Raw genomic sequence first — 20,142 nt, 5'->3', positions numbered from 1 at the left:
CGACTATCAGTTTACCCAGGATATGAGATTTAATTATGAGCAACATTATCAAGCAAATTGAACAAGAGCAGATGAAACAGGACGTACCTTCCTTCCGCCCGGGTGATTCCGTGGAAGTGAAAGTATGGGTCGTTGAAGGTTCTAAAAAACGTCTGCAGGCATTCGAGGGCGTGGTTATCGCTATCCGTAACCGCGGTCTGCACTCTGCATTCACTGTTCGCAAAATTTCTAACGGCGAAGGCGTTGAGCGTGTATTCCAGACTCATTCACCTGTAATTGACAGCATCGCTGTTAAACGTCGTGGCGCTGTGCGTAAAGCCAAACTGTACTACCTGCGTGAGCGTACTGGTAAGTCTGCTCGTATTAAAGAGCGTCTTAACTAAGGTATCGCTAACGCGACATCTAAAAGTTAATAGCAAACAAGGGGTTGGCGTGATGCCAGCCCCTTTTTTTTGGCCTTGTCCACGGATTGGCTACGCAGATATTTTTTGTGGTCAGTTGTGGTCATAATCGTTGTGATTGCTGTTACTCAAAAGTGAAGGAATAACCAATGAAAAAGTTTTGCATCTGTCTTGCTGGTTTTACTCTTGCGGCTTCAGCTTATGCCGCTAAACCTGACCAGATCCCTGCACCTCTCTTACATAGCCTCAAGCAGCTCAATCTTTCCCGGCCCCCATCACTTGTAAATGGCACCTTATACGTTTCGTATAACTTCAAAAAAATAGAGTTACTGCAGGCACGTAGTTTGGTAGACACTCTTTGCTTCGCCTACTACGGAGATAATCCGCCTAAGCGAACGTGGAATGCTGGAATGATTAAAGATATTACGATCACGAACGATTCAGTTACGCAGGGCTTTACTTATGAGGATGGAGACAAAAGCTGTGAGCAGATGGCAAGCATGAATACTGATGAGGGTATAGCTTTTATGGATGATCGCCTTGCTGCCGCAACTTTTAGCCCCACATTCAAATGACCAAAACAAAACAGGGCACTGAATAATCAGTGCCCTGGATCTGACGTCTTATAAGAATTTTAAAGCCATAAGTTACCCTGTGTTTGAGTAGCTCTTATACGTGTTGGATGTGGCGGGGCAGGGTTGATTTTTCCCGGACACATGATTATGTCAGTAACAGTTTCTAAGGACTTGAAGGTGCAGCCGCAATTAATATTCTGGCACTGGTTGTAACGTTCTTTTGTGTTCTCTGAAAGCACAACACTGCTACGCGTGTGGGCTGCATGAGAGCACTTTGGGCAGTTCATCATTTCAGATACTTCCTCTTGAAGTTTTCAGCAAATATTAACGATTTAACGTTCAATTGAATAGCTAAATCTACTATTGCATACTCAACTCCTCGATTTTTACTTCCAGTTCTAGGCTGGTTGTAAACCCGCCGTCTGCACTCAGGCTGTGCGTCAGTGTGGTGATGATCCAATCTCCCGCATCTATCTGCTGCTTGAATCCGCTGACCTTTACCGGCATCTCCGTGTAAAGCTCTGCGCGCCCCTTTGCCAGCTGAATAGAAAACGTCGCAGCACCGCGCTGCAGGCGTTCCCACTGCATTTTGGCCGCGCGCTCTGCGTTGCTCCGGTTTGCGTAAGTGCGGCTCAGTACCAGCACGTTTTCATCCGTGCCGATCAGGTAATCCCCCTGCTTCGCCTCAGGCTCCTTCTTCTTCGCGGTGGTTTTACGTCGCCTGCGCTTCACCTTTGCTACCGGCTTCTTTGCCGGTTCGCGGGTGTGCAGCCAGCTGGCGATCACGCCGGTGTAGGCGTCACGGTCTGCCAGGGTAAAGCGGTGACTGTCTCCGTTCCTGCGCTGAAGGGTGATCACCGGCAGCGCCTTACCGCTTGCCGTTTTTCCCTGGCCCTGCCGGATAAACAACAGATTTCCATCCTTGACGCAGGCCACCGCGCCGCACTGTTTAGCCAGGCGCATCAGAAAGCTGGCGTCGGATTCGTTGGTCTGATCAAGATGGTCAATCTCTGCGGCCGCCATGTCCTCACCCATCGCGGCTTTCAGTTTGTGCCGCCCGGCGATGTCCCGGACAATTTCACCTGCGGTGGTTTTGTGCCAGGACTTCTCCCGCTTCGTGTTCAGCGTCTGCCGGAAGTCGGCGCTGCGCGCTCTCAGCGTCAGCCGGTCAGGTGTGCCGCTGTGCTCGATTTCGTCAACCGTGTAGCTGCCTTTCGGAAAAAGCGCCTCTCCTTGCCAGCCCAGCGACAGCGAAAGCACGACGCCACGGCGCGGCAGCTGCAGCTGGCCGTCCGTGTCGTCCAGCTCGATGTCCAGCTGGTCCGCCTCAAAGCCCCGGTTATCGGTGAGCGTCAGGCTCAGCAGGCGCTTTTCCAGCTTCTGCGTGATGTCTGCGCCGTCCATCGTCAGGCGAAACGCGGGGGAATTCTGCTGGCCGGTTATCCACGGACTGGTCATTATGAGAATAACCCTCCCGCTGCGGCGCTCACCTTACCGGCGGCAGTGGTAGCAGCACTCTGCATGACCGACAGCTGATCGCTGAGGCTGCCGAACATTTCTCCCAGCGATTCATCGGTGCGCTTCAGCGTCAGCGTAAATTCAATGCGGCGGCACACGCCGCTGCTGAAGAATTCCGCTTTGGTCTGGTTAAGACTCTCGATCACGAACATGCCGTAAATCGTGCCGCTGCCCTCAATGAGGGGCCACGCGCGGCCCAGCTCCGCAATCTGCTCCAGCGCGAACAGCGACAGCCTGCCGCCGGTAATCTCCGGCAGCAGCACGCCGGAAAGCGTCAGCGTGTCGTTGTCCGGGCCTAAAAACTGCAGCGATGGCCGCACGCCGACTCGGCTGTTTGAAGGGAATCGCCAGCTGCGCTGATACTGCAGTTCCTGATAGGGCACCGTCTTCAGCATGAAAACAAATAAACCCAGCGTCATCATCATTCCTCAAATCCTCCCCTGTCGCGGTAGCTGCTGCGCTCCCGCGCCTCAGCCTTCCGCTGCTCTGCCTGAAGCCTGCGCATCACCTCGTCAACCAGATCCTGCTGGCTTTGCCCCGGCTGCTGCACGATAGTGAATGAGGCATTAATCTGCGGTGCGGCTTTTGGCGCTGTACCACTCATACGCGGCGCGTCCTGCCGGTATGCCTGCGCGGGCAGGCTCAGCGGATGCAGCGGTGCGGCTGTGGCAGGCGCTGCAGCCCCGCCCAGCGTCAGCGCCGCCAGTGCCGCCAGCCCTGCGGTGCGCCTGCGGCTGGTCACGTTAGCCGGGCCGTTAATCAGTTCAGGGCCGTTCTCACCCACGATCCCCATCTGGCCGGACGGAATGTTGCCGCCGGTGTCGTACATGCGCGGGAACCCGCCCGGCGGCAGCACCACCTTTCCGTCCGCGTTAACCGTGGCGGCCTGCTGGCGCGTGATGTGCTCCGGCAGCTTTGCGTTTGCCGCCTCTTTTGTCACGATGCCGAGTTTTTCCAGCAGCCAGGACACACCTGATTTCAGCGTGTCCAGCGGGTGCATCACCATGCTGAGGCCATCGGCCAGCGCCTGACCAAACGCTTTACCCTTCGCGGCTGCGCTGTCCAGCTCAGCCCCCGTGGACTGCACCGGCGTCAGCAGGTCGCGGAACCAGCCGAACAGCGCCTGCACTTTATCCCCAATCCACTGAAAAACCGGCTCGAGCGGGCCAAATGCCTCACTGATTGGTGCTGCGGCAGCCCTGAACCCCTCAACTACGCCGCCGAGAAACGCCTTAATCGGCTGCCAGTATTTCCAGATAACCAGCGCCACGCCTGCCAGCGCGGCGACCAGCAGCCCGACCGGACTCAGCAGCGCGCCCATGGCCCATGAAATGCCGGTCAGCGCAACGCGAAGCACCGCCACGGGACCGGACGCCAGCCAGCGCAGCACCTGACCTGTACCGCTCAGCAGCACCCGTCCTGCCGCTACCGGGTTCATCATCATTCCGGCAGCGGCGGACACGCCGCGCATGGCTCCCCTGAACAGGCGCAGTGGCGCACCGGCCACCGCCTTAAGCGCATTACCCGCCATGCCTGCGCTGGCGCGGAGTGAGGCAAGCGGCCCGGCCAGCAGGCTGACGCGTCCACCCGAATCGCCCATTCCGCGCCGCAGCAGGCTTAAAGGGGCGCTCCCCAGCCAGCCGAGCATACTGCCCGCCCGGGACGCTGCCGAAGCAATTCCCGGCAGCGCCTTAATTCCCAGCACGCTGCAGCTCAGGCGCAGCAGCGCCAGCGGTCCCAGCACCGCAGCCAGGCCGATCATGAGCGTACCCAGCGCAATCACCACCACCGATATAACCGCCGCAGCCTTCACAATCGTGCCCGCCAGCTCCTTGTTGTTTTCTACCCAGCGGCGGGTCACGCCGGTGACTTTCTTCACCATATCCATGATGTCCATCAGCGGCGTGCGCAGCGAATCGCCCAGGCCGCTCATGGTGTTAGATACGCCGGTTTTGGTCAGCATCCACTGCGCAGTAAGCGAATCTTTGTTGATGTCAGATTCCTTCTGCATTGACCCCTTAGCAGCATCCCCCTGCGTCAGCTGCAGCTGACGTCTAAGCTCCGGCATATTGTTAGCGAGTTTGGCCGCGTCCTTGCCGAACTCCTTGCCGAAAACCATCGTCATGGCCGTCAGGCGTTTGTCTTTCGGCAGATTATTGACTTTTTCCAGCACGCGCATGATGGTGCCCATCGCATCCGTGGTCATCTGCTTTTCAATCTTTTTCGGATCGAGTTTCAGCAGGTCCATGCCGTCCATAAACCGGTCACTTTGCATCGTGGCTACGGACAGCTCGCGCACCATGGCGTTCGCCGCACTGGCGGCGGTTTCTGACGTTGCGCCCAGACTCAAAAAGGTTGAGCCGAGTGCAGCCGCTTTGCGGTAGTCCAGCCTGTCAGCCACGCCGCCCATACGCTGCAGCACGTCGATGATGTCTGAACCTTTGGACATGGCGTTATCGTCCAGATAGTTCAGCGCGTCGCCCAGCTGCCCGATGTTGCGCGTGGGGATTTTGTACAGCTGCGCAATCTTGCCCAGCCCTTCGGCCAGCTCACCGGCGGGCAGCTCAAACGCCGTTGACGCCTTCGCCGCCGTGGTGGCAAAGGCCATCAGGTCGCGCTTCTGGTCCTCATAGGAGTCGTTCTGGTTCGTCACGCCCATGCGCGCGCCGCCCTCAACCAGCGCGGCGTAGTCAATTGCGCCGTTTTCCATCGGCAGCTGCTCACTGGCGGCCTTGATGGCGGCCTGCATGTCATAGAACTGCTTTGTGCGGTTTCCGTCGTTGTCGCGCAGTCCGTTGACCTGCTTTGCCACGCCCTTCATGGCGTCTTCCATTGCCGCTGAAGACTTCACGGCGGCCAGCACCGGCGCGCCCATTGCCAGCCCGGCGGCAGACGTTGCCGCACCGGCACCGGCCACGCGGTCGCGCACCTCAAGCGAGCGGGAATAACGCTCACGCACCGCGCTCAGCTTTGCCTGACGTTCTCCCAGCTTTTTAAGCGACTGCTGCTGCCGGTCAATGGCGGCGCGCGCCTCGTCCGACTGACTTTTAAGCTCGCGCTGTGCCTGGCTCAGTTTCTTCGTGTCGATACCGGCAGCGCCCAGCGCCTCACGCTGACGCTGCACCGACAGGCGCAGCCCGTTGTAGGTCTGCTGCAGCTGGCTGGCGCGGTTTTTCGCCTGCTCCAGCACGCGGGCCTGCGCGGCGGTGGGCCTGTTTGTTTCCGTAAACTGCACGGCCAGCCGCGCCGCTTCCTCGCGGGCGGCCTTCAGGTTATTCGCCGTGATGGCAAGCTGTGAGCGGGTCTTGCGAAAGCCGTCGATACGCCCGGCCTGCGCGTCCAGCTCTTTGAGGGTGTTGCGGGTGTCGCGCAGCGTACCGGCCAGCTCCCGCGTGCTGTCGCGGGCGCTGCGGAAGGGGCGCGTCAGCTTATCCACCGCGCCCAGCACGACCTGCAGACGCAGATTTTTATCACTCATCGCTGGCCCCGTGTCGCAGGATTGCTTTGTGCCGCCACTCCAGCACCTCGGTCAGCGTCATGGATTCGGTAACGGAAGGCGGCCAGTGAAAGACGGTGGCGATGTCCGCCACCAGATCGTCAACCGTCAGGCCGTCGGTAAATCTGACAGGACCGACTTCTTCAGCAAAAAAGTGACCACCTCAACCGACAGGCTCACCAGATCGGCAGGGTCCATTTCGTTGATTTCCGCTGTAGTCAGCGCCGGGGTGGTGATACGCGGCAGCACGGTGATCAGTGCGTTCACGTCCATGTCCATCAGCGCCTGCAGGCGGGTGCCACGCAGCGCACCGGACTGCGGCTTGCGCACGGTTACAGAGGTGATTTCGGTTTTGCCGCGCAGGATCGGGGTATCCAGCTCGACGACTTTTTCATTTGGAGCGGTTTTATCAGTCATGATGCTTTTCCGTTAAAAAGAGAGATAAGCGGCAGGCGCGCGGCCTGCCGGTGTGATTACAGGCCCAGCGCGTTGCGGTGCGCTTCCATCAGGTCCTTACCGTCCACGATGTGGATCATGTTCACGATGTCGATTTCGTAAACCACCTCACCGTTAATGGTCAGCTTTGCGTAGCTGTTGGTAGCGGACACTTTGGTAGTGCTGGATTCGCCGGTTTTCCATTCGCCGGAATCAAGCTCCTTATATCGCCCGCGCGTGACCAGCTCGACCGCCTGCACTTCGCCGGTGTCGTCGCGCTGGATGGAGCCGGTGAAGCGCAGCTGAATGCCGTCCACGGTTTCGGTGCCAAGCTGCTTAAACAGCAGGGCTTCAGTGCCGCCTACGGTGAATTCCGTATCCAGCGCGCCGTCGTCCAGGCCCATGTCGATATCCACCGCACCAGCCATGCCGCCGCCGCGATACTTTTCGAACTTGCGCGCGACTTTTGGCAGCGTCAGGGACTCAACCAGCCCCTGCCAGTTGTTGCCTGCGTTGAACAGGTTCAGGTGCTTGAGTTTGCGGGGTAATGCCATCTTTCCGTCTCCTTATACGCTGACGCGGCTGCTGAAATCGACCAGGTACTGGTCAGTGATGCGCTGGCGCAGCAGCAGGTTTTCCAGCGGCGGCACCGGCGTGTAGTCGTAATCGATCAGCAGCTTGCCCGCTTTAAGCGTGTCTTTATCGTTCACGCTCTCGTCCAGCCAGCAGTCCGCGCCAATCAGATAGCCCTGATTCACCAGGCTGCGCAGCTTCGCGCGGATGCTCTCGATGATGTCGCGGGCCAGTGACGGGTTCAGCGCGCCGTCAACGGACCACATCTGCGCTTCTGCCATGGTGTCCATCAGCACCTGCGCGGTGCGGGTGTAACACTCAAACTGAAACAGCGCGTCATCACTGAGGCAGCGGGAACCCCAGAAGCGGAAGCCGTCTTTACGGATCAGCGTGGTGACGTCGTTCTGGTTCAGCAGACCCGCATCGGTGGCCGGATCCTGCAGGTCCCAGAAAACGTCTTTTGAAATGCCGGTGACGCCGTTCACGCCGACGTTTGACAGGGACTTATGCCAGCCGGTCTGCTCGTCAATTTTTGCACGCAGCCCCAGCGCGCGGGCGGTGGCATAGGCCGTCGCGTCCGCCTTCAGCACGGTGTCAAAGCTGATGAAGTCAGGCCAGATCAGCATCCCTTCGCGCTGGCTGAAGTTGCTGCGGTAGGCAATAGCCTCTTCAACGCTCTTGCAGCCGTATGCTGACAGGTAGGCAAAGCCGCGCAGGCTCTGCGCCACGCTCAGCAGTTCGGTGGCAACGGCTTTGGTGTCGTGCCCCGGTACGCCCAGAATGCGGGGCTTTACGCCACACACGGACTGCGCGGCCAGCAGCGCCTTCATGCCGGTGCGCTGGCCGTCGGTCACGCCGCCGATAATGTTGGCGGTGGTTTCTGCTTCGGTCTGGCCCTGCGGCACGCGCACGACGACGGTGACGGGTTTCGACTGATCGGCGATGGCGTCCAGTGAACGGGCCAGCGTGCCGGATTCCCCGGCCTTACCGCTGGCGGTGAGTACGTCGGTTAACAGCACCGGGCGGTTCAGCGGGAAGGTGGCCGCGTCGGCGTCGTCGCCGGTACAGACCAGCCCGACAATCGCGGTACTGACGGTGGTGATGGTGCGGGTGCCCTCGTTGATTTCCTCAACGCGCACGCCGTGGTGATAATCCTGTGCCATGTGGCGGTTCTCCTGTGAAGGGGTTCCGCTATGGTCAGGTCTCAGGGAAGGGAAATCATGCTGTTGTCATTGTGTGGTAGCTGACACAACGGGCAAATTGCATTACCCGTGGTGAGCATTCAGAAAAGCCAGCGTCCCGCACGGGCTGACTCTGTAAACATTCTTATGGTCAGAGGCTTTTTATCCTGCGTCACTGGCGCGCGTGAGAACAGTGACGGAGTTTTCCAGGGGAAATAAGCGGCAATACTGAAGCTTGCTGGCTCTACGTTAAAGTCATGGAAAAACTTCTCCGCCATCTCTGCAATATCATCCGCCTCATACTGCTCCTGCAGAATATCATCGTCGCCGACTTCAATTTTCTTAAACAGGAGAGTCGTCACCAGCGGCAGCTCACGCAGAATGAAGTCGCGCACCGCATCAGGGGTTACTGTCATATTATTCACCAGATTTTATCCTCCGGGCGCACAATCAGGTTATAGCGATGGACGGTGTGAAAACTGATTTGTGCGACATCTTTTGCCAGAATTACCCATCCGACAACGGGCACGGCCCTGCCCACAAACGCCCCCAGATTATTCACCCAGAAAATCTTCAGCCCGCGAAGGCTGAAGGATTTGGCGGTCAGGGTTGGCAGAATGCGGCGCCGGAATTTGTAGGACAGGTGCTTGCGGAAAAAGAGCGAAGCAACGGAAGTGCCGGGGGTTGCCGTATTGGGCTTGCCCGGTACGTCGATATTATTGTTGCCCAGGACGAGGGCCGTCACGGCCACAATATCCTGCACGCCCAGCTGTTTTTGCGTCTCGTCAACCAGCACCCAGAACAGCAGTTCCTGCGGCGTCAGATTCGGCAAATCGTTAAAATAATACGTACCGTCCAGTTGCTCTGTTGTATCCATGCCTGCAAATCCCTTTCGTCAAATGGTTAACGGATTTTAACTGTAACATCTGCGCGGCGGGTTGTTAATCCGTAACGGTCCGACCATCAGGCGGGCTTTTCGGGCCAGCTTATATCCGGCGCGCCTGACACGTCGGTGGCCTGCACCGCCTGCACGTACTTCATCCAGGCAGTAAGCGTGGCTTTGTCCGCGTCGGTGATGATGCCTAACAGCAGCTGCGTCTGCCATGCCTGGGTGATGCCGTTTGCCTCACTTACGCGCTCTGCCTTTTCGGTGGCCGCCGCGTCAAGCCGCGACTGATGCTGTGCATCGCTGTCGGTCACCCACTTTTCGCCGTCCCACTTATCAAACGCGGTTGCGGGGGCAAGCGTTGTCGTGTCCGCCGGATAGTCACCCAGCGCGGTGATTTTCACTGGCGCGCCGCCGGATACCGGGTAAACCGTTTCGCCGCGATGGTCCGGCACGTTCAGCCAGCTGCCGTCCTGGTACACGGCCACCGTGCCCGCCTGCGCGTCAGGCGGTGCGGTCAGGCAGGAACAGGCGGGCAGGCCGACGCCCTGCGCCAGAAATTCCTGCACCGCACCGGTAAACTCCCCGGTCAGGGCGTCATAGCCATACACCGTCAGCGTGCCGTCGGCTTTTGCCAGCCCGTTCTTATCAAGCGTTGCCTTCGCCATTATGCTGCCCTCACGATGTAGTTAAACGCCACGTTTCGCGGGCGGTTCTCCGCCGCCACCGGCACCACGCGCGAGGCGTCAAAATAGATTTTCTCGCCCATAGACTGCCCGTTTGATGTGTTGCCAACAGGAGGCCCGTCGGTAATGGCTGCTCCATCAACATAAACGCCCTCATTGGCATTTTTGCCGTTGTTGTAAAAAACCCCGTCTGATTTGCCGTTATATGGCACGGCCAGCGACTGAACGCCGGTCATGTTCCTGATGGCATCGCCCTGCGCTGAAAGCAGCGCACGCCCGCTGTCAGCACCGCGCCCGTCGTCCCAGCCGCGGATAAACTCCCCGCGCAGGTCGGGCAGCTTCAGTGACGGATAGACTTTCGCCAGCGCCGGATAGGCGGAGGCGCTGAAGGATGCGCCGTTGCACTTCAGCCAGCCGGTCGGGGGCGTTGCCAGCGGCCACGGCTGCGGAATGCCGACCGGCATTGCCGAACCGTCAGCGGCCAGCAGGTACTGCGGATGCGGATTCGCGGCGGCAAGATGCGCGGCTGTCAGTTTGTCCGCATACTGGCGCACCTCCAGCACGCTGTCATCCACGTACTGCCGCGTTGCCAGCACCACGGACGGGTCCACCTTCAGCGTCACGGCGTCGGTACTGCTGACAATAATGATCATGCGCAGCCGCTGGGTGCGCCCGCTGCCCTCCTGAAGCGCGGGCTTGTAGGTTTCGGCGGTGTTGCACACGGCAATCAGCGTGCCGTCACCGTCAAACAGCCCCATTTCCCGGATCCAGAATCCGCCCTCGGTTTCCGGGATGACCTGCTCTGCAATAATCTGGCTGCTGTTGGCCGCGTCCACTGTCAGCGAGTTAAGCGCGGCGCGGCGCACCTCGTTAACCAGCTTCGTCTGGCTGGCGTTCGGCGTCGGCAGTGTGCCGCCGCCGTCGCCCACGGCCATGTGCGTGATGTTCAGTTTTGTGCCGAGCGACACGGCGTTGGCAATCTTTGCCGCGCCGGTGCTGGTCACGATGGCATAGAATTTTGTCATGGTCCCACTTCCATCAGGTCGATAACGTGAACCGCCGCGCCCGTGTAGCTCTGGCCGCCGACGGAGATAATGTCCGGGGTGTAGGGGTAGACGGTGAGATCGTCGCCCTCATAGCTGCCCGCGCCGGTGAATAACGTCCCGCCGCTCTGCAGGTTGATGGACATCCCCAGCAGGTGACGGCTGCACGGCTTCGCGTCGCTTATCAGCCGCTCCAGTTCCGTGTAGGTTTCTTCTGTAATGCCCTGGTCCTGCACGCCGATGTCCAGGCGGAACGTGCCGGGCGGCTCATTGTTGTTCCACCACTCAATAACCCGGATCAGGAAGCCGAACGGCTCCACCACGCGGCGGATGGCGCTGATGGTGCCCTTGTGCTGATGGATGTAAAACGCATCGCTCACCACCTGCCGCTTGACGCTTTCCGTCCAGCCTTCGTCCCAGCGGTCCACCGAAAACGCCCAGGCCAGATAGGGCAGAAAGCCCGCCGGGCAGGTGGCCGGGTTCCATAAATCCCGCAGCGGCACGTTCAGCCCGGAAATGCCGCTGCAGGCTTCTGCCAGGCGGCGCTCCAGCGCAGACGAACCGGGCGGCATCAGGCTGCTGTTGCTCATGTCACCCCCTGATCGCCCGCCACGGAAATGTCCGTGCCGGTGCAGTAACCCGCCTGCGTGCGGTCCATGATGATGTCCTGCGCCGGTTCGGTGATTTCCACCCAGTCCACACCGGCCACGCGCATCACCGCCCCGTATGACTCACGCCGCACGCTGCGCCCCAGCTTTTTCTGCTCGGTCAGGTAAGCGGCCAGCTTCGCGTTTGCCGCCTCAAGGCAGGGACCGGCGGCCACGCCGTCGAACAGGTGCAGCCTGGCCTTCACGCTGTAGCTGCGGATAGCTGCTCCCTGAACCGTCACGCGGTCGGCCACCGGGCGCACGCTGTCGGCGTTCAGCGCGGTGTTCACTGTGGTCAGCAAATCCGCTGCCGCCGTGCCGTCGCCTTCGCGGCTCAGGACGGTGATCAGCACCGTCGCCGGTGAGGGGCTGATGGCGGACACGTCCTGCACCCGGCCATCGGCGCTTTTTGCGTGAAACTCATACGCACCCGTCGGTCCGGCCACGCTCAGCCCCTCAAACGCCTCCGGCACGCGCACGCGTAGCGCGTCGTCCGATTCCATCACCGCATCCACCGGCGGCACCGCGTCAGGATTTGCAGGGGTCACGGTCAGGCGCTGCACGTTACTGCGGGCGGCCAGCTGGTCCAGATCGCTGCCGATGGCATAAGCCACCATGACCGCCTGTGCTGCCTCGTTAATGCGCTGGCGCAGCAGGATTTCCCGGTAGACGTTCTCCTGCAGGCTTTTAACCACCGGCTCAGACTCCAGCGCCAGCACGCGGCGCATGGCGGCCTGTTCATCCGCTGGATAAAGCGCAATCAGCGCCTCTTTGCGCTCTGCCAGCAGCGTTTCAAAGTCCGGCACCTCAATAATCTGCGGCGCAGGCAGCTGCGAAAGGTCAATTACTGCCACTGTTCACCCCCGTTGAAACCGTCAGAGAAAGCGGTGAGCCGTCAGCACGCTGACCGCTAAGATCAACCTGCATAGAGCCGTCCGCGTTGCGCGTGATGTTTACCGAGGCCAGCCGGATGCGCGGCTCCCAGCGGCTCAGTGCGGTATAGGTGGCGGCCATTACCTGCAGTTCGGTGGCGTCGTTCTGCGGCCAGTCAATCATCGCGGACAACATCGAACCATAACCACGCCGGGCGATGCGGCTGCCTTCCGGGGTTATCAGGATGTCGCGCACGCTCTGCCGGATGTGCTCGATGTCGGTAATGGCTTCGCCGGTGTCGCGGTTCATGCCGAGATACATCATTGCGGGCCTCCTGACGTGTCGCCGCCGGACTTCACGCCGCCGTGCTTATGGGTATGCACCACGATGCCGTTTGAACGCATTGAACCGCCGCCCTGGGTCACATCACCGTTCATCGTGGTGTCACCGTTAATCCTGGTCTGGCTGGCCTCTATCCCCAGCGCGTCGGTGATCAGCTGAATGCCGTCTGCCGCCTCAATGCGCACGCTTTTAATATTCTTTATCAGCAGCAGGCCGGTTTGCGGCTCGTACTGAAACCAGCCGCCGTCCTTAAACACCGTGGTGGTGCCGTCTTCCGAGTAGTCGGGCGGCGGAAAGGCTTCGGAATAAATGGCGGGCAGCGCAAAGGCGGTTTCAAGGTTGCCGCCCAGGCTCAGCAGCACAACCTGTTCCCCGACGGTAGGCTGCCACCATGTGCGCGTGCTACCGGCGCGCAGGGTGAGCCAGTTAATCCAGTTGGTTTCGAGATCGCCCGTTTTCACCCGGCACAGCCAGTTCACCGGATCCACTTCGGACACGGTGCCGGTGCGGATCAGGTTGGTGATAAGGCGCATGATTTCGGTCAGTTTTTCGTTCATGACTTAAAAATCTCATTTGAACGAAATAATGAGAAGCATGTTAGATTGTGCTGGCATTCACACAACTTTTTAAAAGGATTAAATCGTGAAACTTGAGCGCGCAAATATAAGCAGCAATTTAAATAGCGAGCAGAAAATCTGGCGCTATATGTCTCTAGATAAACTTATCAACTTACTCGACTCAAAATCCCTCTACTTTTCCCCGATATCGAGCTACGGTGAAACTGATCCATTTGAAGGTTTGCTACCTAAATCTTTTAGAGATATGTTACTTACGCAATTGACTCAAAGCAGCCACGAAAAAGAGCAAATTGAAATCATAAGCGACAATATTTTCAAAATACTTGGTACATTTACAGTCAACTGCTGGCATCAGAATAATCATGAATCAGAAGCCATGTGGCAACTTTATTCTGACAATAAGAAAGGAGTTGCAATACAATCTACTATTGGCTCGCTTATAGACTGCATAACTTCAGAACAAGCAAGCTCAATTATTTTAACTGAAGTTCAATATTTAGATTTATACAGCCAAACTCCGTTCCTATCTGGTTTTAACGGCGTCAAACTGATACCTGCATTCAAACGTCTTTCCTTTAAGCATGAGCACGAGGTCAGGCTAATGTATAATAGACATCATGCAATAGGTATAATGGACCCTAAAAATACCACCGCAGAAATAATAGGCATAGATCCAGCCGTTTTGATTGAGAAAATTTACATATCGCCATATGCTTCCGAGCCATATGGAAGTAGCGTTAGAGCTATTTTGAAAAAATTCAATCTCGCAGATGAGAAGATAATATCTTCAACTCTTTTAACCCCTGATGAAGCTTTGAAACGTTTATTTTAAGGTGATCCTTACTTTTCAATAATACAAATTAGGGTTCTAAGTTGACTTAACCCCTTAACCACCTAAGAAGAATATCGCTCACCGTTGTCTCGGTTTCTCCATTGAAGCCCAGCAGGGAACGTTCAGCATATTTAACCACAGGTCCGCGACGGCTAACCCGGTCCCGCAGTCCATAGTGATGGACGCGGGCCAGCTTCTGCACCCCCGGAACAAATGCAACCTCAGCGGCGTCTGCATTCGCCTGCGCCTTCAGGTACTTTGCCGTTTTCAGCTTCGCGAACATCCCGCGACGGATGCGGCCCTTTTTGCTGCGGGCGCTGACGCGGCGCGGCTCCCATGCGGTGCCGTCCGGCGAGCGCTGCGCGGTGATGTTTGCCTGCTGAATGCGGCGCACGTCGCGTGCCACCTCGCGCAGCATTTTTTTCCGGGCGGCAGGCTCCAGCTGTGACAGCAGCGCCGCCAGCCATGCATCCACTTCATGAAGTTCAGCCACGTTTCACCGTCCAGACTTCCTCCGGCGCGTCCGGCTCGGGCACCGCCTCAATACTGACTTTACCGTCTACAGTGGTTGCTACCACGCGCTCGGTCAGCTTCAGGTCCATACTGATGTCGCAGCGGTCATTCCCCAGAATATCGACCTCAAACGAAAACAGCCTTTCGCGCGCCTCACTGTTCTGCAGCGCGTCGGGCTGATTTTCCCGCAGCCACAAAAGCACCGGGGCCATCAGCAGGTTCTGGTCGCCGGTAAAGTCGGTGATCACCACGTTCAAGGTGTAGCGGTATTCCCACGACAGGGACGCGGCGGACGTGGCGACCAGCTGGCCGCTGTCCACGAACAGGTGCAGGCGGTCCGGGTTGTCGGCCACATACTGGACCGACTTATTCAGGGCGCTGCGTAAGGACTGCGGCTTGTTCATCGTCTTTTTCCTGACAGCTGATGATGGTATCGACCTTATCCGCGCACGCCGCCCAGGCGGCCTCGGTTTCATCCAGCAGGGCATTCAGATCGCCGTTACTTCGCGGCGAGGCCGGGTCCAGCTGGCAGCGGGTGATTTTGGGACAGCCACTCACGGTAAGATTCACCTCCTGAGAAGGCCGGTCGCTGGCGCAGCCGGACAACAGGATCAGGCAGAGCGGCATCAGCCCAGCGGCGCAGGTCTTCATTTTCACGTTTCAGTTCCTCAATCTTTCGCTGCCGGTTGCGCAGCAGCTGGCCGTTGCGTTCGGCTGCGGCGTAAAGCTGCGTCTGCGACTGGCTGCTGGTCTGCGTCAGGATATTCAGGGCAATCAGCTGGCTGTTTTTCTGGCTCAGCTTTTTGCCCTGGCCCTCAATGGTGGTCTGCTGCGCATCAATCCTGCCGTGGGCGCTGTTCAGCCGGTAAGACTGCACGCCGGTGACAAGCAGCAGGATCAGCACGATAACTGCCAGTGCGCGCGTCATGCCGCAGCCTTCTTAAGCTCTGGCCTGATCATCCAGCGATAAAACAAGGCGTTCAGGCTCATGAGCACCGTCAGCTGCCATCCCGCTGTCCACATCACCACTGCGATAACTATGCGGTGATACCACCTGAGCGGCACGCGGTCAGCCAGCTGCGCAAACCTCAGCAGCCAGGCAAATACCCGTTTACGCTCCCCGCCAGTAAAAGCTGTAGCGCAGCATAGCCCGGAAAAACCGATAAAAGCCCATGCGATAAACTCCGCCCAAAGCAGCGCCGCCAGCGGATAGCCCGCAAAGCTGCCGTGACTGATACTGACCAGCGTCAGCAGGACGGTGAGTGACGCCGTAAACCACCATGTTTTAACCATCTGCATTTCAGACTCCTTTAAGGCACCAGGCCAGCTCACGCCCGCGCCGGTTATCCAGCCCCTGATTAAATACGCCTTTCACGTACACCCAGCGCGGCAGCTGATAACACGCATCGCGCCATTTACCCTTTTTCAGCAGCGACACCATTGTGGAGCCGCACACGTTGCCGGTCCCGACGTTGAACGCCAGCGACACCAGCGCGTCATAAACCTGCTGCGGCATGGAAACCGCCACGCAGCGCGCCAGTGCCGCCTCAGTGCGCAACACGTTGGTGATGAAATTCCCCGCCGCCTGCCGTTCCGTGATGGACTTACCCGGCACCACGCCGGACGTATTACCAATGCCGTCGGTCCACTTTCCCGCGCTGCACTGGTACGGCTGCAGGCGGCAGCCCTCGTAATCCGCAATCAGCCGCAGCCCCTCCACGGAGGTGTGCAACTGCTGAAAGCCGGGCATTGAGGCGGCCAGCGCCAGCACCACGCCCACGGCGCAGCGTTTAACGGTCTGCAGATTCATATTCACTCCGCGTAATGCGCCCGCTTGCCAGCAGCTGATAGGTTTTGTGTTTGTAGTACCAGCTGATAAGCGCCATTAGCAGGCCGATAAGTACACCGGCCACGGTGGACATGTCTTTCAGGTCCATGCCGCCCAGCCACGCCATCACTACCGCAATGCACCAGGTTAAAAAGGTGCTGATTTTTTCCCACATGATTCAGTCCCAAAGCTGGACGGCCTGCACGGTGGCCGTCGCTGTCACGTCCGGCAGCTCCACTTCCAGCCCGTGCAGTAAGAGGGGACCGTGCTCCGCCAGCCCCGGATTTGCCTGCAGCACCTGTTCCGTCATGCCCTGCGTGCGCCCGTAGTGACGCCAGCAGAGTGCGTCCACCGTGTCATACTGCTGCGCACGCACCTTCATCAGATAAGCTCCACGGTGCAGTGCGGCATGTCCTGCACGCGGCTGACGGCCCAGCGCGCATCGCGCCACAGGTCGCCACTGGCATCATTCAGTTCTTCGCCGCGCTTCACGGCGGAGGCGGTGGCGTCAAAATCCTGATAGCGCTCGTTCAGCACCGCGCGCGTCCAGCACCACACCGCATTTTCATAGTGATGCAGCCGCACGCTCACACCGGCCAGACGCTCAGCCGGAACGTCAGCCAGGCCGTTATGACCGGCCAGCTCCTGCCGCTCACGCCACGGGTAAAGCTCCGCGTTTACCTCCGCCATCGCGGTCAGCACCACCTGACGCAGACGCTCTGGCGTCACGGTGCCGTCAATGCGCATGACGCTGCGGAACTTCGCCAGATCAACGTCCGGCCAGAATGAGTTATTGGGGATGATGTCCGGCGTTCCCGTCGCCTTCTGTGGCGCGATAAATTCCATTGCTCTGTTACTCCTGAATAGGTGGGCGGTGGACGGGGTTTTGATGCGGCGCTGCCTGTCGCCACCCCGTGCCGCCCCGCGCGTGGGCACGTCCGGTTATCAGCTGGCGTTACGGATTTTCCGCTCCAGCTGCTCAATGTCTTTTTTAACGCCGCATTTGTCGTCCAGCTGCAGGGCACGCTTCAGATGGTTCAGCGCGGACGCCGGGCTGCTTTCCGTCAGCACCCAGCCGATGGACTTGTGCAGGCGGGCGCGCGACTGATCGGGCATGTCGTGCGCGTCCACAACTTCCAGCGCTTCGAGCAGCAGGGCCGGATCAAAAGGCGTCTTTGCCAGAATGGCGGCCTTTGCCGCGTCGGCAATTTCTTCGGCCAGCACTGTCGCCGTGGTGCGTTGTCCCAGCGGCATCGCCCAGCCGTGCTTCAGTGCGTGGCGGCCAATCGCCAGCGCACCGGCATAGTCACCGGCATCAACGCGCCACAGCATCACGTACATCAGTACGTCGTCCTGTTGTGCGCCGTCAGCACTCAGCACGCCCTCAGCCCACGCGGCGTACTTTGGCAGCACCTCCACCTTGATTTCGGCCTTACGGACGTTGGACTGAATGCCCTTGAGGCGGCGGCGGTCTTCGTTCAGCTGCAGCAGCATCAGGTCATAGCCCTTTGTGCTGCGGCCACTGCCGCCCGACCGGGCGGCCTCCTGTGCCTGAATAAAGCGCGTATGCGCGCGGAAAGGGTTAGTCACGGGTTACGCTCCGCCTTTGCTGCCATCACCGGCATCACCGGTCTGCGTGGTGTCCGCGCTGGCGGCTGAACTGTCCGCGCCGCTCATGGACTTGACCACGCTGGCCGCCACGGTGGCGATGCGTGCGATTTCCGCTTCGCTCATTTCACCTGACGTTTTTTCCGGCTCCTGCTCTTTTTCCGGCTCCTGCTCCAGCAGCTCGATGTTTTCCACCAGGCAGGTACAGTCGTAGTCCTCGACCACGTAAGCCTCGTTGACCGACTCAAGGTTTTCGATGCGGTCACGTTTCGGGTTGTCGATGATGGAGCGGCGGCGCGTCTCTTCCTGCCAGTAGATGGACAGGTTATCCAGACGGGTGATCAGCAGCGCATTCGCCGGGAAGTACGGCGCACGGACTGCCTGCAGGCCACCGATGCGCTTCTGACTGATGATCAGATCAGCGGCCAGCGCTTCAGTGTTGGGCTGGCTCTGATTGACCAGCGGGAAATACTTGTCCGCCAGCAGCTGGCGTCCGCAGATCACCACCAGTTCGGTGTCGTCCTGATACTGCACGCCGATTTTTTCCGACACCGCGCCCATCACCACGGCGTCCAGGTTACGGAACAGGCCATTTTTACCCACGGTGATTTTGTCCGACACCACCTTGCCGTCGTCACCGATGTGCTGACCCAGCACCTGCGCCGGTTTTTCCTGGCGGATTTTTTCCAGCCAGCCGATATTCACGTCCTGCAGCAGCGGGTTCTGCACGCGGTTGGAGGTTTTCTCACGCTTCAGGCCGTTGAAGCCGATCATGATGCGGTCCAGCGCCTGACGCTTCACGATGGCGTCACGGATGCGCACCTGGAAATCACTGAACTTCGCCCACATGTCCAGCTTTGAATAAGGCAGCGCCGTGTCAAAGTTGGTCTGCGTGCATTTGTAGCCGTCGCCGTCGATGTAGGTTGGATCGGTCGGCTCGCGCTCTTTCTGGGTGGTATCGGTGGTGCCTGCAATGGTGGTGCCGATCCCCAGCCCCAGCCGTTCACCGCTCTGCTCACTGACCGGCATGATGTTGATGGCCTGAAGGAACGCGGACGACTCCTGAATTTTGCTTTCCAGCGTCTGCGACACGGACGGCTCAATGGTGAATTTGCTGTTCAGTGCGGACAGGTCAATCTTGTTGATTTCTGCCAGCACCGACATGTAAGCATTCAGCTTAAAACGGGTAGTATTTTTCATCGCTTCGCTTTCTCTGTTTGTTAAAAAGGTTGGCCACCGCTGTATTAGCAGTCGGTGCGCACTTCGCTGCCGCTGCCGTTACCCTGCGTGCGCGGGCGGACCTGCTGGCGGCCATCTTCCCGGCTCAGCTGCTGCTGCAGTTCGGTGAAGTCCGCCTGCAGCTGTTCGCGCTTCAGCACTTCCTCACCCAGCGCACTGCTGAAATGCGATTTCAGGCTGTCGGCCTGTTCGCTCAGTGCCGTTTCAATGCGCGCGCTCAGGTCCTGCTGCTCGGAGGCAATCAGCTCAACCGCCTGATGCACGTCGCTGAAGCGCGCCGCGTCGTTCTGCTGCTGTCTGCTGAACATCGCTTTGATGCGGGTAAACAGGGCGGGCTTTTCGTCGGCCACGTCCTCAAACTCGATCAGAGTTTCTTCAGCGGCAGAGAAAACGTTGTCAGGATGCTGCTTGCGGTTTGCCAGCGGGTTCGCCCCGGCGCTGGCGCTGAACTGCAGCATTTCGGTGCCGAGGCTGGCCGGATCGTCGGTCACGGCCAGGCCAATCAGATAGGCCGCGCCGGTGTCCGCGAATTCCGGGCGGATTTCCATAGAGGTGAAGACTTTCTGCATGGTCCCGGTCAGCGTGACCAGCTCGTCAGTCGGGTTGATCAGGGCATACAGCCCCAGCTTGCCTTTCAGCGGGCCGTCGCTGATTTCTTCGGCGTCCAGCGCTTCCACTACGCCAAAGCGGCGAAACGGGCTGTCAGGCGTGTAGCCCTTGATGTGCTCCATGTTGATCACGGCGGTGTACAGCTCAGGGCTGTAATTTGCCGCCATCTGCTCAAGCCAGCTGCGCTCGATGGTGCGCCCGTCCGTGGTGGCACCTTCCACCCCGATACGAAAACGCTTTGCTTTCTTTGCCATTGTCCAGGCTCCGGTCAGTAAAACT

Annotated in this window: 31 protein-coding genes; 3 read left to right on the top strand and 28 right to left on the bottom strand. The window is 59.0% G+C overall.

Annotated features, from left to right (window positions below; all coding sequences use genetic code 11):
* Positions 1 to 35 precede the first annotated feature (35 nt).
* Positions 36 to 383 carry a 50S ribosomal protein L19 gene (gene rplS, locus NIM72_RS08090; RefSeq protein ID WP_003849035.1) on the top strand — a complete coding sequence of 116 codons (348 nt, stop codon included), beginning with the start codon at positions 36 to 38 and terminating at the stop codon, positions 381 to 383.
* Between the two features lie 167 nt (positions 384 to 550).
* Positions 551 to 976 carry a hypothetical protein gene (locus tag NIM72_RS08085; protein ID WP_253419841.1) on the top strand — a complete coding sequence of 142 codons (426 nt, stop codon included), beginning with the start codon at positions 551 to 553 and terminating at the stop codon, positions 974 to 976.
* A 59-nt stretch (positions 977 to 1,035) separates the two neighbouring features.
* On the opposite strand, the gene NIM72_RS08080 is transcribed toward NIM72_RS08085, so the two are convergent.
* The 16 genes from NIM72_RS08080 to NIM72_RS08005 form a co-directional block, all read right to left on the bottom strand.
* Positions 1,036 to 1,266: an ogr/Delta-like zinc finger family protein gene (locus NIM72_RS08080; protein WP_071998021.1), complete on the bottom strand. Its 231-nt coding sequence runs from the start codon at positions 1,264 to 1,266 to the stop codon at positions 1,036 to 1,038.
* Between the two features lie 70 nt (positions 1,267 to 1,336).
* Entirely contained in the window at positions 1,337 to 2,434 is a 1,098-nt protein-coding gene (locus NIM72_RS08075) for a phage late control D family protein (RefSeq protein WP_253419838.1), read from the bottom strand.
* Entirely contained in the window at positions 2,434 to 2,919 is a 486-nt protein-coding gene (locus NIM72_RS08070) for a phage tail protein (RefSeq protein ID WP_253419835.1), read from the bottom strand. Before NIM72_RS08070 ends, NIM72_RS08075 begins: the two co-directional genes overlap by 1 nt.
* On the bottom strand, positions 2,916 to 5,972 hold the full coding sequence (locus NIM72_RS08065) for a phage tail tape measure protein (protein ID WP_253419832.1): 3,057 nt from the start codon (positions 5,970 to 5,972) through the stop codon (positions 2,916 to 2,918). Before NIM72_RS08065 ends, NIM72_RS08070 begins: the two co-directional genes overlap by 4 nt.
* Complete coding sequence (locus NIM72_RS08060; RefSeq protein ID WP_009086867.1) at positions 5,965 to 6,084, bottom strand: GpE family phage tail protein; 120 nt, start codon at positions 6,082 to 6,084, stop codon at positions 5,965 to 5,967. Before NIM72_RS08060 ends, NIM72_RS08065 begins: the two co-directional genes overlap by 8 nt.
* A 14-nt stretch (positions 6,085 to 6,098) precedes the next feature.
* Positions 6,099 to 6,407, bottom strand: a complete 309-nt coding sequence (locus NIM72_RS08055; protein WP_253419829.1) for a phage tail assembly protein — start codon at positions 6,405 to 6,407, stop codon at positions 6,099 to 6,101.
* Positions 6,408 to 6,463: 56 nt separating this feature from the next.
* Positions 6,464 to 6,979: a phage major tail tube protein gene (locus NIM72_RS08050; RefSeq protein WP_253419826.1), complete on the bottom strand. Its 516-nt coding sequence runs from the start codon at positions 6,977 to 6,979 to the stop codon at positions 6,464 to 6,466.
* A 12-nt stretch (positions 6,980 to 6,991) separates the two neighbouring features.
* The gene (locus tag NIM72_RS08045) at positions 6,992 to 8,161 is read right to left on the bottom strand and encodes a phage tail sheath protein (protein WP_253419823.1); all 1,170 of its coding nucleotides are present in this window, start codon (positions 8,159 to 8,161) and stop codon (positions 6,992 to 6,994) included.
* A 119-nt stretch (positions 8,162 to 8,280) separates the two neighbouring features.
* The gene (locus tag NIM72_RS08040) at positions 8,281 to 8,604 is read right to left on the bottom strand and encodes a DUF1493 family protein (RefSeq protein ID WP_253419820.1); all 324 of its coding nucleotides are present in this window, start codon (positions 8,602 to 8,604) and stop codon (positions 8,281 to 8,283) included.
* Positions 8,601 to 9,056, bottom strand: coding sequence for an STM2901 family protein (locus NIM72_RS08035; protein ID WP_253419817.1), 456 nt, complete (start codon positions 9,054 to 9,056; stop codon positions 8,601 to 8,603). Before NIM72_RS08035 ends, NIM72_RS08040 begins: the two co-directional genes overlap by 4 nt.
* 86 nt (positions 9,057 to 9,142) lie before the next feature.
* A complete protein-coding gene (locus NIM72_RS08030; protein ID WP_253419814.1) occupies positions 9,143 to 9,733 on the bottom strand; it encodes a tail fiber assembly protein in 591 nt (196 codons plus the stop codon).
* Positions 9,733 to 10,776 carry a phage tail protein gene (locus tag NIM72_RS08025; protein WP_253419811.1) on the bottom strand — a complete coding sequence of 348 codons (1,044 nt, stop codon included), beginning with the start codon at positions 10,774 to 10,776 and terminating at the stop codon, positions 9,733 to 9,735. The genes NIM72_RS08030 and NIM72_RS08025 overlap by 1 nt, the downstream gene beginning before the upstream one ends.
* A complete protein-coding gene (locus NIM72_RS08020; protein WP_253419808.1) occupies positions 10,773 to 11,384 on the bottom strand; it encodes a phage tail protein I in 612 nt (203 codons plus the stop codon). Before NIM72_RS08020 ends, NIM72_RS08025 begins: the two co-directional genes overlap by 4 nt.
* Positions 11,381 to 12,295, bottom strand: coding sequence for a baseplate J/gp47 family protein (locus NIM72_RS08015; RefSeq protein ID WP_253419805.1), 915 nt, complete (start codon positions 12,293 to 12,295; stop codon positions 11,381 to 11,383). Before NIM72_RS08015 ends, NIM72_RS08020 begins: the two co-directional genes overlap by 4 nt.
* On the bottom strand, positions 12,282 to 12,638 hold the full coding sequence (locus NIM72_RS08010) for a GPW/gp25 family protein (RefSeq protein ID WP_253419802.1): 357 nt from the start codon (positions 12,636 to 12,638) through the stop codon (positions 12,282 to 12,284). The genes NIM72_RS08015 and NIM72_RS08010 overlap by 14 nt, the downstream gene beginning before the upstream one ends.
* Positions 12,635 to 13,213: a phage baseplate assembly protein V gene (locus NIM72_RS08005; protein ID WP_253419800.1), complete on the bottom strand. Its 579-nt coding sequence runs from the start codon at positions 13,211 to 13,213 to the stop codon at positions 12,635 to 12,637. The genes NIM72_RS08010 and NIM72_RS08005 overlap by 4 nt, the downstream gene beginning before the upstream one ends.
* 85 nt (positions 13,214 to 13,298) lie before the next feature.
* On the opposite strand from NIM72_RS08005, the gene NIM72_RS21565 reads away from it, so the two are divergent.
* Positions 13,299 to 14,066: a DUF2971 domain-containing protein gene (locus tag NIM72_RS21565; RefSeq protein ID WP_253419797.1), complete on the top strand. Its 768-nt coding sequence runs from the start codon at positions 13,299 to 13,301 to the stop codon at positions 14,064 to 14,066.
* 46 nt (positions 14,067 to 14,112) lie between these two features.
* Here the strand turns inward: NIM72_RS21565 and NIM72_RS07995 are convergent, their stop codons facing one another.
* From NIM72_RS07995 to NIM72_RS07940, 12 genes are all read right to left on the bottom strand, one after another.
* Complete coding sequence (locus NIM72_RS07995) at positions 14,113 to 14,559, bottom strand: phage virion morphogenesis protein (RefSeq protein ID WP_253419794.1); 447 nt, start codon at positions 14,557 to 14,559, stop codon at positions 14,113 to 14,115.
* Positions 14,552 to 14,983, bottom strand: a complete 432-nt coding sequence (locus tag NIM72_RS07990; protein WP_253419791.1) for a phage tail protein — start codon at positions 14,981 to 14,983, stop codon at positions 14,552 to 14,554. The genes NIM72_RS07995 and NIM72_RS07990 overlap by 8 nt, the downstream gene beginning before the upstream one ends.
* Positions 14,946 to 15,185, bottom strand: coding sequence for an Rz1-like lysis system protein LysC (gene lysC, locus NIM72_RS07985; RefSeq protein ID WP_253419788.1), 240 nt, complete (start codon positions 15,183 to 15,185; stop codon positions 14,946 to 14,948). Before lysC ends, NIM72_RS07990 begins: the two co-directional genes overlap by 38 nt.
* Complete coding sequence (gene lysB, locus NIM72_RS07980) at positions 15,079 to 15,507, bottom strand: Rz-like lysis system protein LysB (protein WP_253419785.1); 429 nt, start codon at positions 15,505 to 15,507, stop codon at positions 15,079 to 15,081. Before lysB ends, lysC begins: the two co-directional genes overlap by 107 nt.
* Positions 15,504 to 15,878 carry a DNZ54_00345 family protein gene (locus NIM72_RS07975; RefSeq protein WP_253419782.1) on the bottom strand — a complete coding sequence of 125 codons (375 nt, stop codon included), beginning with the start codon at positions 15,876 to 15,878 and terminating at the stop codon, positions 15,504 to 15,506. Before NIM72_RS07975 ends, lysB begins: the two co-directional genes overlap by 4 nt.
* Position 15,879: 1 nt before the next feature.
* Positions 15,880 to 16,389: a lysozyme gene (locus NIM72_RS07970; RefSeq protein WP_253419779.1), complete on the bottom strand. Its 510-nt coding sequence runs from the start codon at positions 16,387 to 16,389 to the stop codon at positions 15,880 to 15,882.
* A complete protein-coding gene (locus tag NIM72_RS07965) occupies positions 16,370 to 16,582 on the bottom strand; it encodes an HP1 family phage holin (RefSeq protein WP_191942352.1) in 213 nt (70 codons plus the stop codon). Before NIM72_RS07965 ends, NIM72_RS07970 begins: the two co-directional genes overlap by 20 nt.
* Before the next feature lie 3 nt (positions 16,583 to 16,585).
* On the bottom strand, positions 16,586 to 16,789 hold the full coding sequence (locus NIM72_RS07960) for a tail protein X (protein WP_253419776.1): 204 nt from the start codon (positions 16,787 to 16,789) through the stop codon (positions 16,586 to 16,588).
* Positions 16,789 to 17,253, bottom strand: coding sequence for a head completion/stabilization protein (locus NIM72_RS07955; protein WP_253419773.1), 465 nt, complete (start codon positions 17,251 to 17,253; stop codon positions 16,789 to 16,791). Before NIM72_RS07955 ends, NIM72_RS07960 begins: the two co-directional genes overlap by 1 nt.
* A 99-nt stretch (positions 17,254 to 17,352) precedes the next feature.
* Positions 17,353 to 17,997: a phage terminase small subunit gene (gpM, locus tag NIM72_RS07950; protein ID WP_253419769.1), complete on the bottom strand. Its 645-nt coding sequence runs from the start codon at positions 17,995 to 17,997 to the stop codon at positions 17,353 to 17,355.
* A gap of 3 nt (positions 17,998 to 18,000) precedes the next feature.
* Entirely contained in the window at positions 18,001 to 19,215 is a 1,215-nt protein-coding gene (locus tag NIM72_RS07945; RefSeq protein WP_253419766.1) for a phage major capsid protein, P2 family, read from the bottom strand.
* Positions 19,216 to 19,259: 44 nt separating this feature from the next.
* On the bottom strand, positions 19,260 to 20,117 hold the full coding sequence (locus tag NIM72_RS07940; protein ID WP_253419762.1) for a GPO family capsid scaffolding protein: 858 nt from the start codon (positions 20,115 to 20,117) through the stop codon (positions 19,260 to 19,262).
* Positions 20,118 to 20,142: the final 25 nt, after the last annotated feature.

Origin of the sequence: Pantoea sp. B550 (genome assembly GCF_024158165.1) — a bacterium.
GTDB lineage: Bacteria > Pseudomonadota > Gammaproteobacteria > Enterobacterales > Enterobacteriaceae > Pantoea > Pantoea alfalfae.
This window is presented reverse-complemented; position numbering and strand designations above follow the sequence as displayed.